This window comes from Sphingobium wenxiniae (genome assembly GCF_007830065.1).
GTDB classification, from domain to species: domain Bacteria; phylum Pseudomonadota; class Alphaproteobacteria; order Sphingomonadales; family Sphingomonadaceae; genus Sphingobium; species Sphingobium wenxiniae.
In genome coordinates, this window is record NZ_VLKK01000003.1 from 19,502 (window position 1) to 35,148 (window position 15,647).

The following is a 15,647-nucleotide window of genomic DNA, read 5'->3' on the forward strand; positions in this document are numbered from 1 at the left end:
TCAGTCCGCGCCATAAAGTGTCTGGGAGCCGCCCGCCAAGGCGTGCAGGCGGCCCCAGCACTTCACCCATTGGCCCGCTATATCGACCCGCCGCGCGCCGGGCATCAGCATCCCCGCCAGCCCGGCCGTCCGAAGGCCCAGCAACGCGAGCGACCGCGCAAGCAGCGCAAGCCCGCCTGCCAGCCCCGGCCTTTGCTTGCGCCTTGCCAGCGTTTCCGTGCAGCCGATGCGCCACATGCGCCGCAATACCCATGACAGGCGCGTGCGCTCGGGCGGCACCCATTCGCTGACCCGCGCATGCGGCGCCCAGCCGAACGTCCCGCCCGCCGCGCGCAACCGCATCAGAAAATCCAGATCCTCCCCCCCGCTGCGGTTGAAGCGCATGTCGAACCAGGGCGGCGCGACCCGCTCCAGCGCCCTGCGCGTAAGAAGCAGGTTGTTGCTCGCCCACAGCATGTCCGTGACTCCCTTGGGACGCTCCTCCGGCCGGAAAACCAGCGTCTCGCTCACCCAGCGGGGCGGCGGCGCGCTGAAATGCGGATCGACCGGCCCGCCCACGGCCTCCGCGCCCGTTTCCGCCTGACAGGCGATCAGCGCGTCGAGCCAGCCGGGTTGCGGCCATTCGTCATCGTCGATCATCGCCAGCAGCCGCATCGCCGGATCGGCCATCGCCGTTCCCGTGATGGCGTTCCGCACCGCGCAAAGTCCCGGCTGCTCCACGATCAGGACATGCAGGGGCAGGGGATAGCCCGCCGCCTCCAGCGCCCGCGCCACCGCCGCGCCCTCTTGCTCGCGCGCGTCATTCTCCGCGACCACCGCCACCACATCGCCCCGCCGCACCACATCGCCCATGCGCTCAAGCAGGTGGCGAAGCCGGTCCGGGCGGCGAAAGGTGGGGACGGCGATCCAGATCGGCGCGCTTGGGTTCACCAGGCGGCGGCTCCGATGGCCTTGGCGCGGGCGCGACGGCCGTCATAGAGCCATTTGATCGCCCGATGCCCGCGCACCTCGATCAGATGATAGCTCGCCCAGCAAAGCAGCCATGTCGCCGCGACGGTGCCGATCAGGAACAGCGCGTCCACGCCCGTCACGCCATGCCGCTGGGCCACCGTCAACGCCCGCGCCCCGATGTCGCGCACGAGCGGATGCCACAAATAAATGGAATAGCTGATAAGGCCGAGGTGAAAACTCAACCGATTGGCCAGCAGCGCCCGCGCCGCCGCCCCGTCATAATAGCAGCACAGCACCAACGCGGGCATCAGGCAGACCACCAGCAGGTCTTGCTTCCCCGGCAGCGACAACGCCACGGCAATCGCCGCGCAGACCAGCGCAAACGCTCCCGGCCTGTCGAACGCCGCCCGCGCCCAGCGCATCCGCGCGCAGCGATAGGCGATCACCCCCAGAGCAAAGCCGCCAAGGCAGCGCAGCAGCGTCAACACGCTGTCCGACGCCAGCACGTCCATGGGACCGCTCGCCCCCAGGCCGGAGCGCGACACCAGCCACAGCAGCGCCACCACCGCCAGCCCCTGCACCCACACCCATCGCGAAAAGGCCACCGCCGCGATCAGCGGATAGAGCAGATAGGCCGCAACCTCCGTGCTCACCGACCAGCTATTCCCGGCAATCGGCTCCGTCCCCCAACCCCAGCTTTGCACCATCAGCAGGTTGCTGAGGATATTGACGGGAGTAAGGGGAATGCTCTGGCTACCCGATATGTTGATCAGGATGCGGGCGATGCACACCACAGTCACCACCAGATGCAGCGGCCACACCCGCGCCGCCCGGTTGACGAGGAAGTCGCCATAAGCGGGCAGGCTCCAATGCCGCCCTACCTTCTCATAATAGCCGACCGATATGACGAAGCCCGACAGGATGAAGAACAGGTCCACCGCCAGATAGGCGCGCGCAAAAAGCGGCATCGCAAAGCCCGCGAAAGCCGCCTGCTGCGGAACATGATAGAGCAGCACCGCCACCGCCGCGATTCCGCGCAGCCCGGTGAGGGAGGCGACCCTCACGCCCCGCGCTCCCGCATGGGCGGCGCGGTGTTGAAGGCGTCGGCGATGGCGCTCCACAACGGCTTGCGCTTGCCCGCCGCGTCCAGAGGCAGGCCGCGCGACAATTGTCCGTCCGGCCACTTATAGTCGGGATAGTTGGAGAGCCAGGAATAGCGGTCCGAAAGCCCCCAGCATACCACGCCCCGCGTCGCCGGATTGTCCAGCGCCACGTCGAGGAAAGCCTTGGCAACCGCCGCCAGCTCCCGGTCGCGCTTGTCGGGATCGGGCGGCCCGCCCCGGTCGGCCAGGTCGAACTCGGTGACGGATATGTCGAGGCCATAGCCGGTGATCTTGTCGAGGAAATCGGCAAAGACCTTCTGGCTGAACCCTTCCTTATAGGGTTTGAGGTGCCCCTGTATGCCCACCGCGTCCACCGGCACGCCCCGCGCCATCAGCCGGTCGAGCAGTTTGAGGAAAGCCGTGCGCCGCCGTTCGCAGCGGGGCGAATCGTGCTCCAACCCGAAATCGGTCAGGAACAGCGACGCCTTGGGATCAACCTCCCGCGCCGTGTGGAATGCCGTGTCGATATAGCCTTCGCCCATGGTGCGAAGCCACATGCTGTCCGCCCGCATCCCGTCCGGTCGGCCGTCATTGGGCTCTATCGCTTCATTCACCACGTCCCATTCGGTGATCCAACCGGCATAGCGGCGCATCGCGGTGCGGATATAGTCCGTCATCAGCTTTTCGCGCTGCCCCGGTTTCGCCGCGTGCAGCGCAGGTTCCAGCCAGTCGGGATTGGCCGCATACCAGACCAGCGGATGCCCGCGCCCGGCAATGTCATGCTTGCGGGCAAAGGCCATGATCGCATCCGTGCCGCTGAAATCATAGCGGCCCTGCTTGCGCTCGGTCGTGCCGCGCTTCAGCTCATATTCCTGCACCACGATGTCGCATTCGCGGGCGACGGCGGCGGTGAAGTCGGGGTCTTCGCGCAATTGCCGGGATTTGACCGCGCAGCCGAAATAGCGCCCCGTCCGACGCGCCAGCGCGGCAAGGCCGGGGGAGGGCGGGATCGCCGCGCGCGCGGGGGCGGAAGGCAAGGCCCCCAGCGCCAGCGCGCCCATGACGAAATCCCGCCGTCTCATATCTTGGGCCTTCCCACGACCATGTGGGACAGGTCGATCCAGCGGTCCGTCAACCTGCGATAGACCGGATCGGGCAGCACGATCTGCATGAATACCGTGGCGGCGAGGCGCGGGCCGAAAGCGCCCCGGCACACCGCTTCCAGATAATAGCGCATCGCCCGCGCCCGGCTGGTCGGCCATATGCTTTTCGCGGCGTGCCAGCCCATATAGGCGGCAAAGGCGCGGGGCGAGATATGGGGCCGCAGGTCGCGCAGCCATGTCAGGCTGCCCACATTGCCGCGCACATGGGACAGGCGCTGGTCGGTCTTGCTGTCGGCCCAGATCGTGCCGGGCCGCTCCGTCATCACGAAACGCGCGCCCGCCAGCGACAGCCGCACCGCGAAATCGGTATCGTCGCCAAAGCGCACATCCTCGCGATAGCGCACCTTTTCGGCGAGTGGGCGGCTCAGCGCCATGCTGCTCGTCTGGATGAAGCCCCGATCGCACATCAGATAGCCGTCGATCGTCTCGCCATCGGCGATGGCGCGCGGCGGCTTCAGGAAATTGCGCCCGCCGCCCCGGTCGGCCAGCACCTGACCATAGGCCACGACATTGTCGTCCTGCTGCACCAGCGGCAGCAGATCGGCCAGATGATAGGGCAGAAAGCGGTCGTCGCAGTCGAGAAAGGCGATATAGCGGCCGCGTGCCTCGTCTATCCCCCGGTTGCGCGCCGCCGCCGCGCCCTGATTGTCCTGCACGATGACGCGCAGGCGCGGATCGCTCACGGCGGCCAGCGCCGCCTGCGTGTCGTCGGTCGATCCGTCCACCACGACGATGACCTCGATCATCATGACGGTCTGTTCCAGCGCCGACATGACCGCGCCGATAATCGCATCGGCCCGCTGATAGGTCGGGATCACGACCGAAAAGATCGGACGTGCGGCAGCCTCCTTCAATGCCGCGGGGGAATGCCATGTACTCATCACGACTTGGCGCCATGGCGAAGCGGCTCGGCCTTGCCGAAGCGCAGGACGAAGCCGTTGACGAGCGACCGGTACAGCGGCTTGGGAAGGTAGGACCGCAATATCTGCCGCGCGATGATCTTCGGCGGCACCCCGCCCGCGACGAAGCCTACGATCAGGTCGCGGATCGCCATGACGGGGCGGATCGGGGCCATGTGATAGGCCAGCACCGTCGCGCGATAGCCGCGCCGTGCCCGCCCGGTCAGCATATGGCCGCACCGCTCCAGCCAGTCGAGCGACGTTTCATAGCCCTTCACATAGGATGTCCGCCCGGCCTCCGTCGCGTCGAGCCAGATGGTGAGCGGCTGCTCGATCATGCGGAACCGCGCGCCCGCGCCCTGCAACCGCACGCAGAAATCCAGGTCCTGCCCTTTCTTGAGCGCCGGGTCGAACAGCACGTCCTGCGCCAGCGGGGTGGACACCACCATGGTCGATGTCTGCATGAACTGGTTGGCGCAGAACAGATATTCGCCCACATCCTCATCCTCGCGGATGCCCCGGTCGGGCCTGATCCAGTAGCGGTCGACGCCCCGGTCCACCTTCATCCGCGAATACAGCACGGTGAGGCCATCGTCCCCGTCCAGGGCCTTGGCCATGGTGGAAAGCTTGCCCGGCAGGAACAGGTCGTCGGAATCGAGGAAGGCGATATACCGTCCTTCCGCCGCCATGATCCCGGCATTGCGCGCCGCGCCGCCGCCCGCATTGTCCTGCCGGATGTAGCGGATGCGGGGATCGCCTATCGCTTCGATCACCGGCTGGGGATCGTCGCGCGATCCGTCGTCGACCACGACGATCTCATAATCCGTCCAGTCCTGCGACAGCACCGAACGGATCGTCTCGCCCACCTGCGCGGCGCGATTGTAGAGGGGAATGACAACAGAGAAAAAGGGCGTGGTCATGCGCCGTGCACTTTCCGATATTCCTCATAATGGATGCCCGTCAGGCCCGCGATCTTGCCGGCGGCGCGATAAAGCTTGCCCAGCCGCTCGACCCGCTTGCCACGGTCCAGCGTCGCGACCGCGCCCAGCCCGCCGACGATGAAGCCCCCGACGATGCGCGGCGCTTCGCTGGCGACGGCGCGCAGCGGGCCGCGCTGTGTCCGCAGCACGATCATGTCGGTCATGCCCACGCGATAGCCGCGCATCAGCAGCCATTTGGCGGTGACGCGGCTCGCCGGGATCAGCTCCGTGACGACCGCCTCCTCCGACCAGGCGAAGCGGTGGCCCGCGCGCTTCATCGCGGTGAAAAGCTGCTTGTCCGACCCGCCGGTCAGGGCCATCCGCTCATCGAACGGTCGTGGCCCCATGGCCCGAAGCGCCCGCGCGGCGATCAGCACATTGGCCGTGCTGTCGATCAGGTCGACCGGCCCCGACGCGCCCCGGCTCTTGGGCTGGAGCAGGGGGTGGCGCGCCGCCCAGCCATCGACCTCCCTGTCCATCTCGCGCAGCACCGCGCCGCCCACGACATCGGCCCGCCACTTCTCCGCCGCCTCGACCAGCGCGTCGATCCAGCGGGAGGAGGCCGCCTCGTCATCGTCCAGCATCGCGACATGGGTGACGCCCTCGCGCGCCAAAGCCGCTTCGGTGAGCGCGTTGCGGACATGCGGGATGCCCCGCTGCCTGACGGGCATCCCCATGATCGGCCAGCGATAGCCGGCCTTCGCGATGCGGTCGAGCGCGACCAGCCCTTCCTGCCGCTCGGTATCATTGTCTCCGACCACGACCTCCACCTCATGCCGCGTGTCGAGCGCCGCGATGGACTCCAGCGTCCGCATCAGGCCCTGTGGCCGGTTGCAGGTGGCGATGCATATGATGACCTTAGCCATGGGCAGGCTCCTGCGGTTGGGGGGATTGGAGGAAACGGCGGTTCCACACGCGCCGGGGCCGCGCCTTGTAGGTCGCGTGGGCGGTCGCGATTGCTGCAAGGAAGATCACCCAGACCTGCCGGTCCTTGTCGAAAAAGGATGTTTCCAGCAGGTTCTGATACAGCACGAACACCCAGATCGCGAAGGCGGGCACCATCAGCTTCTGGTTCTCCCGCGTCGTGCCGGTCAGGAACCACCAGGCGGGCAGGGCGACGAAGGACAGGAGCAGCATGACGAGGCCCAGCGGTCCCGTCGTCACCCATATTTCCAGATAGCCGTTATGCGAATGGGCCGTGCGGAGCTGGAACACCTGATTGATGTAATCGCGCGATGGCGAAAGATCGCCCACCTGCCAGAAGCCCCCGAAACCCGCGCCCAGGAACGGATGATCCTCCAGATAGGCGAGCGGCACATGCCAGATCGAAACCCGCCCGGTGAAGGATGTGGGATCGGCGAAGATCCGCTCCACCACCGGCTGATAGGCGACGTAGAGCCACAGCACTCCCACCATTCCGAGCGCCAGCATCAGCAGCAGGACCGCCCGCTTCTGCGTGGAATCGCTCAGCGCGCGATAAATGGCGCAGACCATCAGAATGGCGAAGGACAGGGCCAGCGACGTCTTGCTCTTGGTCCCCACCACAAAGACGAAGGCCATCAGGGACCACAGCGCATAAATCCACTTCTTCGTGTCGATCCACGCATTGACCGTCACCATGAAGCACAGCGCCATCACCGCGCCCGCGATATTCTTGTGAAAGAAGAAACCGCGCCACGCGCCGACCAGCGCCCGGTCGTTCTCGCTGGGCGGATGCACCGCCGCCGGGATGATCGGCAGCGACATCCAGCAGATGATGAGCGACAGGATCAGCGCCGACCGCAAGGATTGCATCAACCGCTCCGGCCCGATCATGGAAAGGGTGCAGAAGGTGATGTAGATCACGATGATCTGCTGCATCACGCGCTTGAACGACACGAACGGGTCGACGCCCCATGTGCATGTGACGCAGAACCAGGCCAGCATGATGACCACCGGCCAATAGCTGAACTTGTATCGCGGCGGATGCTTGCGGATGATCTGCACGCCCGTCAGCAGCAGGGCGAAACCGATGAACAGCGCCTGCTTGAACAGGTCGCCGCCGTCATTGTTCGCCGCCAGCTCCACCAGTTCCTCCTGCGTGCGCTCCGCGAAGGGGCGCTGGCCGATAAAGACCATCATCAGGAAAACGAAGTAGAAAATCTGCGCGGTGAGGATCAGGCGCTGGGATTCCCGCGGTTGGGACGCCTTGACCTCCAGCGGGGCGCTGCGCTGCCATGCAAGCGATGCCATGGCTTTAGCCCTCCGCCCTTTGCTGGCGCCGCCAGTGATGGTCCAGCCGCCCAATGCCAAGCATCATGACGAGCTGGGACAGCACCACGCCCGCGATGGACAGGACCGGCGCGACCGTCAGCGTCAGCGCGGTCACGGCGACAAGGCCGACGACGCAGCTTCTCATGCTCTGCGCGGCGAGCGGACGGAACGCCTTGCGCGCCTGCGTCAGCACGCTCATCGGCGTCTGGAGGCACTGGACCAGCGACAGCAGCGCGCACAGCATCACGGCGGTGACGACAAGGCTATGGTCCAGCGTCGGCTTCAGGATCAGCCCCGGAAAGCCATAGAGCACGATCGCCGCCAGCACGCAGGTCGCCAGCCATAGCATCACCAGCGCGCCCATGAAGATGCGTTCCGACTGGATCGCCGCCCGGCCGTCGCCTCTGGCGATGGCGCGGGTCATGCGGGGGCGCTCCAATTGGGTAAGGGCGGTGATGCATACATTGACCGGGCGGAAGAACAGCATCCCCACGGCAATCGGGGCGAAGGCCGCCGGTCCCGCCAGCAACGTCACCGCATAGCTATGCGCGTTGGACGTGGCTTCCGTCGACAGAACGCCCACCAGCGTCCATGCGGATTGTTCCTTCCAGACCGTGCGATATTGGCGCAGCGCGCGCGCAGGCTTCATCGCGACATGGCGGCGCAGATAGGCCGTGCCGAAACACAGCATCCCCACCAGCCCGGCGAGCAGGATGATCGCGCCGATCCCGGCCAGGTCGGCGCCCGTGCGCGACGCGACCAGCAGGCCGATCAGGATCGTCGCGGCATAGGCGAAATCCGACCGCGCCGCCCGCATCGGCGCATGATGGGCATAGGCGTTGGACCGCCCGAACCAGCGCACCAGCGACAGCGTGCCCGCAATCCCGAACACCAATGCGGCGGCGGGGGACGCCATGATCCAGGCGATGACCGCGCAGGTCAGCCCCTGGCTCAGGCACAGCAGCAGGTTGACCGGAAAGAAGAAGTCATGCGCGCCTGCCGCGACTTCCTCCTCCTGATTGACGGCGATGGTATAGGGCGTGGACACCAGCGCGTTGGACAGGCTGTATCCGAACTGGATGATGACCAGCAGGAACGCCAGCACGCCGATGCCGCTGGCGCCCAGATGATGGATCGAGAAAAGCTGGACCAGCAAATGGCTGACCGACACTACGGCCGACGAGAGGCTGGCAAGGCCGAAGCGCCCGAAAATGCCGCCGATCTTCTGGATACGGCCTGCCGCCGGGGGGCTTTCCGCCGCCTGCGCTTCAGCCATGGCGATGCTTCCAGATCAGCCAGAGCGCATGGGGATTGGTGGTGAGGTAGCGCCATGCAAGCTGCCGTGGCCGTGTCGCCATGCGGTGCAGCCATTCCAGCCCCGCCTCCTGCATCCACATCGGCGCGCGCGGATAATCGCCCGTCACATAATTGAACAGCCCGCCGCAGGTGACGATCCACCCGGCTTTGATCCGGTCGCGGTTACGCACGCAAAATGCCTGCTCGCGTGGTTTGCCGGTGCCGACCCACAGCACATCGGGCGCGGCGGCGTTGATCGCGTCGATCACCGCATCCTCTTCGTCACGCGTCCAAAAGCCATTCCGGCGGCCTGCGACGTTCAGCCCCGGCGCGATCTCGACGATCCGGCGCGCGCATTGGGCGTTCACCGTCTCTTCGCCGCCCAGCAGATAATAGCTGACGCCTGCCGCCGCCGCGTCCTTCAGGCTGTCCATGAACATGTCGGTCGTGCTGGAACGGTTTGCGATGACCGGCCCGCCCAGCCAGCGGGACGCCGCGACGATGATCTGCCCGTCCGCATGGATCAGGTCCGCCTGCGCCAGATCGGCGCGAAAGGCCGGATCGCTTGCGTTCATGGACAGTCCCTGCCCGTTGCAGTCGAATATCAGCGCGGCGCGTTCGTTCAGCGACCGGCGGAGCGGCGCGTCCTCCAGCATCTTGCGGATCAGCGCCTGGAGCGACAGCGTCGACACCGGCACGCCGCCCACGCGGGCGATGGGTGCGCCGCCGCCATGCTCGCTGCTTCCGGGCCGCGCGGGTTGCGGGCGGGGGAGGGCCTGCTGCGCGCTCATGCAATCACGGTCCCGGCGATGGGCACCTTGTGGCGGTCCAGATCGTCGATGATGCGCCGCATGTCGGCAATGGCCGTGTCGCCCCGCCGTACCGCCAGCGTCACCGCGTCGAAGCCCGCGAGGATCGAACCGAAGGGCGTCTGATCGCCCCGCCGCTCGGCAAGGTAGAACAGCATCCCCATCTCGCCCAAACCCCAACCGTCCGCCGTTTCGGCCAGCGGCCCGCGCGTCAGCAGGCCCGCCGCGCTGCCCGAAGGCCGGCCCGCCGTCATCAGCCACAGCCTTTCGATCGCCGTTTGCGCGGCGGGCAGCAGCGTGGCGCTGCCCATCAGCTGCTCCGCCAGCCCCGCCTTGTTGGCGATGCGGAACAGCCGGTCGAGCGAGGGGTGGGCCATGTCCACATCGACCGCCATGGTCGGGCCGTCCATCTGCGCCATCACGACCGCCAGATTGGCCGCCAGGATCGCCGCTTCATCGCCCGTGTCGATCGACAGGATCGCCATGCGCGGCGCGCCCGCGTCGCTGCTGCCCGCCGTGGCGCGCATCTTGGCGCGGATCGCCCGCACCTTCGCCGCATAGGGATCGGCCGGGTCGAACGCCGTGACGACCAGCGGGTCGATCCGCTCGTCCCCCGTCAGCAGCAGCGGAAATCCGCCGCCCATCGCGCCTAGCAGTCCCGCCATGTCCGCGTCGAACAGCTTGAGGTCGACCGCCGCTTCCGCAAAGCTCAGGTCCGACGCCCGGGCATGGGCGTCCACCCTCGCGGCTTCCGCATCGGTCAGCAGGCCGTGCTGCACCGCCAGCCGCGCCGGGTCCTGCGCGTCGCGGGCGCGCGGCTTGAGGGCGGCCGAAGCGCTGGGCGTCGTCAGGCCCGGATGAACATTTGCCGTGGAACGCAGTCTCATGCCGCCTCCTGCTGCTTGTGGAACCAGTGCGTCCGCGCCGGAACGGGGCGCAGTTCGGTGATGACATCGACGTCCGTCGCCCGCGCCACGCCCGAAGCGGAACGCACGCGCGGCGTCACGATCTCGCCCAGGATCACGAAGGCGACCCCGCCGACCAGCCCCAGTGCGATGCCGCCCACCAGCCACAGCAGGATATTGGGCTTGGCCGGCAGCAGCGGCACGGTCGCTTCGTCCAGCAGGCTGGCGTTGGGCTGTGAGATCTGGCTCTTCAGCTCCGCCTCGTTGAACCGCTGGCGCACCGTGTCATAGGTCTGCCGCGCCGCGTCCACGTCACGCTGGAGCACCATCAGTTGATCCTGCACGTCGGACATGCGGATCATGCGATCCTCCTGCTCGGACATGCTGGAGCGCAGCGTCCCTTCGCGCCGCCCGGCCGCCACGCTGTTGGCGTTGACCGCCGCCGACTGGCTGCCGCGCGCCGACGCCAGCTTGGACTGCAATTCCCGCAGCCGCGCATTCGCGGCCACCATGCCGGGGTGATTGGGGCCAAGCGTCTTGGCGAGTTCGGACACCTGCCCGGCCTGCGTCGCGACCTGTTCCTGAAGGTTCTGGACGATCAGCGACCCTTCGATGTCGGACACCGACCCCGCGCCCGTCTTGGACCGCGCGGCGGCGGCTTCCGCCTGCGCCTGCGTCAACTGATAGGACATGTTCTTGAGCTTCTCGGCCTCAAGGTCCATGCGGTTGATGCCGATGATGTCGTGCGCGCGCTGGAAATCGGACAGCCGCTTTTGCGCCAGTTCATAGCGGCGTCGCACATCGGCGGTCTGTTCGTTGAACCATTTCGCCGATCCGCGCGCGGGGGACGCCCGCAATTCCACCTGCTCGCGCATGTAGATTTTCGCGGCAAGGTTCGCGACCTTCGCCGCGACTTCGGGATCGGGGTCGAGGAACTGGAGCTGCATCACATTGCTCTGCCGCCCCGTGGTGATGATGAGGCCCGCGCGCACCCGCGCCGCCGCAGCCTGTATCCGCTGGGCGGCAGGCAACTCGGCGGGCAGCGCATCGACGAAGCCGGCTTCCTTCGCGACGGCATTGACGACCTTCGCGCTGCGGATGATGTCGGTCTGCGTGCCCACGATGCTTTCGGTGTCGACCCGCACCTGATTATTGCCGTCCTCGGTCGGATCGGTCTGCGACAGGTCGAGCATCAGCGATGACGTGCCCATATATTGGCGCGGCTGAAGGAACGCCGCGATGGCGATCATCAGGAATAATATGCCGCCCACCAGAGCGGCCGAACGCCAGCGCGCCCTGAGCGCGCTCAGCAGATCGATCGGATTGAGGATCATAGCCCATCCACTCCTTTCAGCATGGCGCGCATCTCTTCGGTGCGGCTGGGTGCGGCCGCGCCGTTCCCGGGCCGCTTCGCCATCAGCAGCAGGAATTGCGGCGCCAGCGTGTCTTCGAACATCCACAATTCCCCGGCCGATGTCGGCACCAGCGCCGGGGCCAGCCGCGCCAGCGCATCGGCCGCTTCGCCATGCAGCCGGTCGGAAGCCCCGAACAGTTCCGCCCCGGCCTCCACCAGCCGCTCCTGCGAGATCGCATAGATTTGCGAAGCCACCACGCCCGCCAGCGCGATCATGCGGCGGTTATGCGGCGCGTCGCGCAGTGCGCGAGCCAGATGGGCGTGCGCCACCGCGCTCATTTCCGCCCAGTCCTCCAGCGCGACGGCCAGGCCCGCTTCCACATCGGCGGGGGTGATGCGGGTGCGCCCCGCCGCTTCGGGGATCAACGCCGCCTGCATCCCGAACAACCGCGCATGATAGGGCGACCCCATCGCCGCGTTCGCCAGCATGTCCAGCGCCTCAAGGTCCATGGTCAGGCTCGCCCGCTCCGAACAGCTCAGCAGCAGCCGGGCCAGGTCGGGGGTGGGAATGGGGCTGACCCGCTGCGGCGCGATATGCCGCCGCAGCGAAGGGTGCGCCGCGATCAGGCCGTCAATGTCGCCCGCAATGCCGACCAGCACCAGTTGCACCGGCGAATGAAGGTCGGTCAGCAGCTTCATCAGCGCGGCCACATCCTGCCGCGCGGTTTCGGAATGCACCCGGTCATATTCGTCGATGATGAGGATGGAGCGTTGCCGCACATCCTCCACCAGCACGCTGGCGAGGCGCGGCACGTCGAACGGGCCGGACAGCAGCGCCTTCGCCTTTTCCTTGCCCGCCGCGCTCATCGGCAATTCGGGCAGGAAGGATCGGAACAGCGCCTCGAAATCCGTTTCCCCATTCGCCGACCCGTAAAGCGCGACGCAGCCCGCTTCGTCCGCCAGATCGCCGAATACGCGCGCGAGCGAGGTCTTGCCCGATCCCCGCGTGCCGAAGATGACGGCGTGCTTGCGCTGGACGACGATGGCTTCGACCAGCTTTTCCAGCTCCGCATTGCGCCCGGTCAGGCCGTGGCGGTCCGTCACCGGCATGGCCGTGTTGAAGGCGGCATAGATGGAATCCCGTCGCAGGCTGATCGGCTTGATGGGTTGCGCCATCGCGCCCATGGAAAGCGGGCGCGGCCCGTCCGCCTCCGGCCCGTTCCCGGAAGACCGGCCGAAGCCGGGCGGAGCCAGTTCCTCCAGCAGCAAGGGGGCGGCGGAGATTGGCGGGGACGCGGGGATGACCCGCTGACCGCCTTTGTCCACCCCGGCCAGCTTGCGCGGCAAGGCTTTCAACCAGTCCAGCGCCCCGCCCTGGGAACGCTGCGGCTGCGTGAAATCATGGTCGATCGCCGTCAAAACAGCTTCTCCCTGATGATGAGGACGTCTTCGGGTTTCACCGGGTCGTCGAGATTGGCCTCGACCTCCTTGCCGTCGCGCTTGACCTTGATGCGCTTGGTCGAACCGGCCAGCGTCGGCCCTCCGGCCAGCGCCAGCGCCTGCCGGAATGTCTGGCCCGGCGCGTAGGAGAAGGCGCCCGGCTGCTGCACCTGGCCATAGACATAGACCTTCTCGGCCGGCGGCACGAACAGGATATCGCCCGGTTGCAGCGTGCGGCCCGCGCCCGCGCTCATGTCGGCCAGCGATATGCGGACCGGCCCGCTGCCGTCCGCCGGGGTCAGGATGACCGCGTTCGCCCCCGATGTGGTCGAACCGCCCGCCTTCGCCAGCATGGACGCGACCGAATAATTGCGGTCGAGCGGATAGTTACCCGCCTGCGGCACATTGCCCAGCACAGTGACGAAGCGGCTCACATATTGGCTGACCTCCACGCTTACCGACGGATTGGTGAGGAAACCGCCGCTGGCATAGGCCGATGCTATGGCCTGTCCCAGTTCCGATGTCGTCTTGCCCTGCGCCGCGACCGGGCCGATCAGGGCGAGCGTCAACGATCCGTCCGCCTTGATCCGGCTGGTGGTCGACAGGTCGGGCTGGCCGAAGATCGAGATCTTCACCTCATCGTCCGCGCCCAGCCGGTATCCGGCATTGGCGGGCGAGGGGGAAGGGGCCACCGCCTGGGCAGGCGCGGCCGGTCCGGTCTGGGCCGTCGCCACGGCGGGTGCCGCCGCCGTCAGCAGGATGGTAAGAGACCGGAGGAGTGTTCCTGTTTTCACAGCTATCGCTCCCATATTCATGGCTAGAATCGCAGAAGGGCGGATAACGTCACTTGCGTGCCGCTATAGTTTGACGAACTTGTGTCGGTGCGCCGCCTGTAATGCTGCGCGTCGAGCGCCAGATCGGCCCTGTCGGTCAGCTTGCGCTTGACCGTCGCGCCGAAACGGCGATTTTTGTCGGCGGTGATGTTGAACGGGCGCAACGCCGCATCCTGGCGGAACTTGCGTCTTTCCCAATCGGCATAAAGGCCGATGGAGGTCAGTTCGCTCAGCGCATAATAGCCTTCGACCCGGTAGTTCGACCGGATCGCGAAGCCACTGGCGATCAGGCTGTCGTTCACGATGTCGCGCTTGGTCGAAACCGCCAGTTTCAGGCGGGGAACGAAGGCGCTGGTCAGCTTCACGTCCCATCCCAGGCCATCATAATCGCCCACGACATCGGACCCGCCCTTCACGTCCAGCCAGGCGACCTGCGCGTCGATCTGGGTCAGCGGCGACACCGACCGCTGGAACCGCAGCGCATAGGCGTCGATGCGGTTGGTGATGCCCAGATTGTCGCGGTCGCTGGACGTATGTTCATAAGTGGCCGTGATCGTGCCCAGGCTGGGTTTGTTATAGCCCACGCCTGCATAGAAGCTGTCGCTGGTCTGGTCGGCATAATCGAACCGGTCGGCGTTGCGCGTCATGGCATGTTCATAGCCCGCGACCGGGAACAGGCCGGGCCGTTCGCATGACAGATCCGCCCCTAGCGTCGTGAAGCGTTGCAGATTTTCCGTATTCTGGTTGATGTCGCCATAATCGGCGCGCTGCTGGCGGTAGGCGGCGCTGGGCGTCAGCACGCAGGTCGCGCCGAAACGGATATTCGCCCTTGCCTCGCCGTCCAGGCGCAGCTTGCTTCGCTCATTGTGCGACACGAACCAGTCGTAACCGGCCTTGGCGCGCACCAGCACGTCATGGCGGCCGACGGGATGGGCATAGGTCAGTTGGACGGACGGCGTGACGATGATGTCGTCGGTCGGCTTTTCGACCCGGTCGTCGACCCTGAAGACATTGTCGTCATACAGCAGGTCAAGGCTGGTTTCGATCTGAAGTCCCAGCTTGTCCGGTTTCTCGCTATTGCCGTTGTCGTTTCCCTGGGCACGCGCCGACAGCGGTGCGCCCGCCATCATGACGCTGCCCAGCGCCACCGCGATGGCGGCGCGCTGCCAGTTGGTTTCATTTATTGCGGGCGCACAGGGGCGCTCCTGCAAATGCAGGCGGTTGGTTATTTTCAAATGCTATGACCCTTATTGCATTGCAGCAACGAAGGTCATGCTAGTCCGATTTCAGGGGAAATATAGGGGCTGCGATGCGGCTGGTCGCAGCAAAGCAACGGCTCGCTTCATGGCCCGTGCGGCCCCTTCGGCGGGGCTGCGCGCCGTTCATCTGACAGCAAGGAAAGAGGCGTCGTCAGCCCCGGAACAGGAAATAGGAAATGGCCGCCAAAGCGCCCACGAAAGCCGCGATTCCCGCCCATCGCGACAAGAGCTGGATCGACTGCTCCGCCCTGTCGGCAAAGGCCGGCGCCGCCAAAGCCTTTCCCATCGGCCGATAGTTAAAACCCGAACTCTTCGATAACTCATTGGCTATTTTGATCTGAACCGCTTCGTCACTCACCGCCTGATCCTCGCGCTTGTCCCGCGCAGGCTTATCGGCTCTCT

At 66.4% G+C, this 15,647-nt stretch carries 14 protein-coding genes; all 14 read right to left on the reverse strand.

The window, feature by feature from the left end:
• From IQ35_RS04425 to IQ35_RS04490, 14 genes are read right to left on the reverse strand one after another with little or no spacing between them, the layout of a single operon-like run.
• Positions 1 to 930: a glycosyltransferase family 2 protein gene (locus IQ35_RS04425; RefSeq protein WP_145072087.1), complete on the reverse strand. Its 930-nt coding sequence runs from the start codon at positions 928 to 930 to the stop codon at positions 1 to 3.
• Positions 927 to 2,015 (reverse strand): acyltransferase family protein, encoded by a 1,089-nt coding sequence (locus tag IQ35_RS04430; RefSeq protein ID WP_145072088.1) that lies wholly within the window; start codon positions 2,013 to 2,015, stop codon positions 927 to 929. The genes IQ35_RS04425 and IQ35_RS04430 overlap by 4 nt, the downstream gene beginning before the upstream one ends.
• On the reverse strand, positions 2,012 to 3,136 hold the full coding sequence (locus IQ35_RS04435; protein WP_145072089.1) for an endo-1,4-beta-xylanase: 1,125 nt from the start codon (positions 3,134 to 3,136) through the stop codon (positions 2,012 to 2,014). The genes IQ35_RS04430 and IQ35_RS04435 overlap by 4 nt, the downstream gene beginning before the upstream one ends.
• The gene (locus tag IQ35_RS04440) at positions 3,133 to 4,098 is read right to left on the reverse strand and encodes a glycosyltransferase family 2 protein (RefSeq protein WP_145072090.1); all 966 of its coding nucleotides are present in this window, start codon (positions 4,096 to 4,098) and stop codon (positions 3,133 to 3,135) included. Before IQ35_RS04440 ends, IQ35_RS04435 begins: the two co-directional genes overlap by 4 nt.
• Positions 4,098 to 5,036 (reverse strand): glycosyltransferase family 2 protein, encoded by a 939-nt coding sequence (locus tag IQ35_RS04445; protein ID WP_145072091.1) that lies wholly within the window; start codon positions 5,034 to 5,036, stop codon positions 4,098 to 4,100. The genes IQ35_RS04440 and IQ35_RS04445 overlap by 1 nt, the downstream gene beginning before the upstream one ends.
• Positions 5,033 to 5,962 carry a glycosyltransferase family 2 protein gene (locus IQ35_RS04450; protein ID WP_145072092.1) on the reverse strand — a complete coding sequence of 310 codons (930 nt, stop codon included), beginning with the start codon at positions 5,960 to 5,962 and terminating at the stop codon, positions 5,033 to 5,035. Before IQ35_RS04450 ends, IQ35_RS04445 begins: the two co-directional genes overlap by 4 nt.
• On the reverse strand, positions 5,955 to 7,328 hold the full coding sequence (locus IQ35_RS04455) for an O-antigen ligase family protein (RefSeq protein ID WP_145072093.1): 1,374 nt from the start codon (positions 7,326 to 7,328) through the stop codon (positions 5,955 to 5,957). Before IQ35_RS04455 ends, IQ35_RS04450 begins: the two co-directional genes overlap by 8 nt.
• A gap of 4 nt (positions 7,329 to 7,332) precedes the next feature.
• Complete coding sequence (locus IQ35_RS04460; protein WP_145072094.1) at positions 7,333 to 8,625, reverse strand: polysaccharide biosynthesis protein; 1,293 nt, start codon at positions 8,623 to 8,625, stop codon at positions 7,333 to 7,335.
• Positions 8,618 to 9,436: a WecB/TagA/CpsF family glycosyltransferase gene (locus IQ35_RS04465; RefSeq protein WP_145072095.1), complete on the reverse strand. Its 819-nt coding sequence runs from the start codon at positions 9,434 to 9,436 to the stop codon at positions 8,618 to 8,620. Before IQ35_RS04465 ends, IQ35_RS04460 begins: the two co-directional genes overlap by 8 nt.
• The gene (locus IQ35_RS04470) at positions 9,433 to 10,341 is read right to left on the reverse strand and encodes a P-loop NTPase family protein (protein WP_145072096.1); all 909 of its coding nucleotides are present in this window, start codon (positions 10,339 to 10,341) and stop codon (positions 9,433 to 9,435) included. The genes IQ35_RS04465 and IQ35_RS04470 overlap by 4 nt, the downstream gene beginning before the upstream one ends.
• Positions 10,338 to 11,693 carry a GumC family protein gene (locus tag IQ35_RS04475; protein ID WP_145072097.1) on the reverse strand — a complete coding sequence of 452 codons (1,356 nt, stop codon included), beginning with the start codon at positions 11,691 to 11,693 and terminating at the stop codon, positions 10,338 to 10,340. The genes IQ35_RS04470 and IQ35_RS04475 overlap by 4 nt, the downstream gene beginning before the upstream one ends.
• Positions 11,690 to 13,132, reverse strand: coding sequence for an AAA family ATPase (locus tag IQ35_RS04480; protein WP_184204942.1), 1,443 nt, complete (start codon positions 13,130 to 13,132; stop codon positions 11,690 to 11,692). The genes IQ35_RS04475 and IQ35_RS04480 overlap by 4 nt, the downstream gene beginning before the upstream one ends.
• Positions 13,129 to 13,947 carry a polysaccharide biosynthesis/export family protein gene (locus IQ35_RS04485; protein ID WP_145072098.1) on the reverse strand — a complete coding sequence of 273 codons (819 nt, stop codon included), beginning with the start codon at positions 13,945 to 13,947 and terminating at the stop codon, positions 13,129 to 13,131. The genes IQ35_RS04480 and IQ35_RS04485 overlap by 4 nt, the downstream gene beginning before the upstream one ends.
• A 23-nt stretch (positions 13,948 to 13,970) precedes the next feature.
• A complete protein-coding gene (locus tag IQ35_RS04490) occupies positions 13,971 to 15,140 on the reverse strand; it encodes a hypothetical protein (RefSeq protein ID WP_376699485.1) in 1,170 nt (389 codons plus the stop codon).
• Positions 15,141 to 15,647 lie beyond the last annotated feature (507 nt).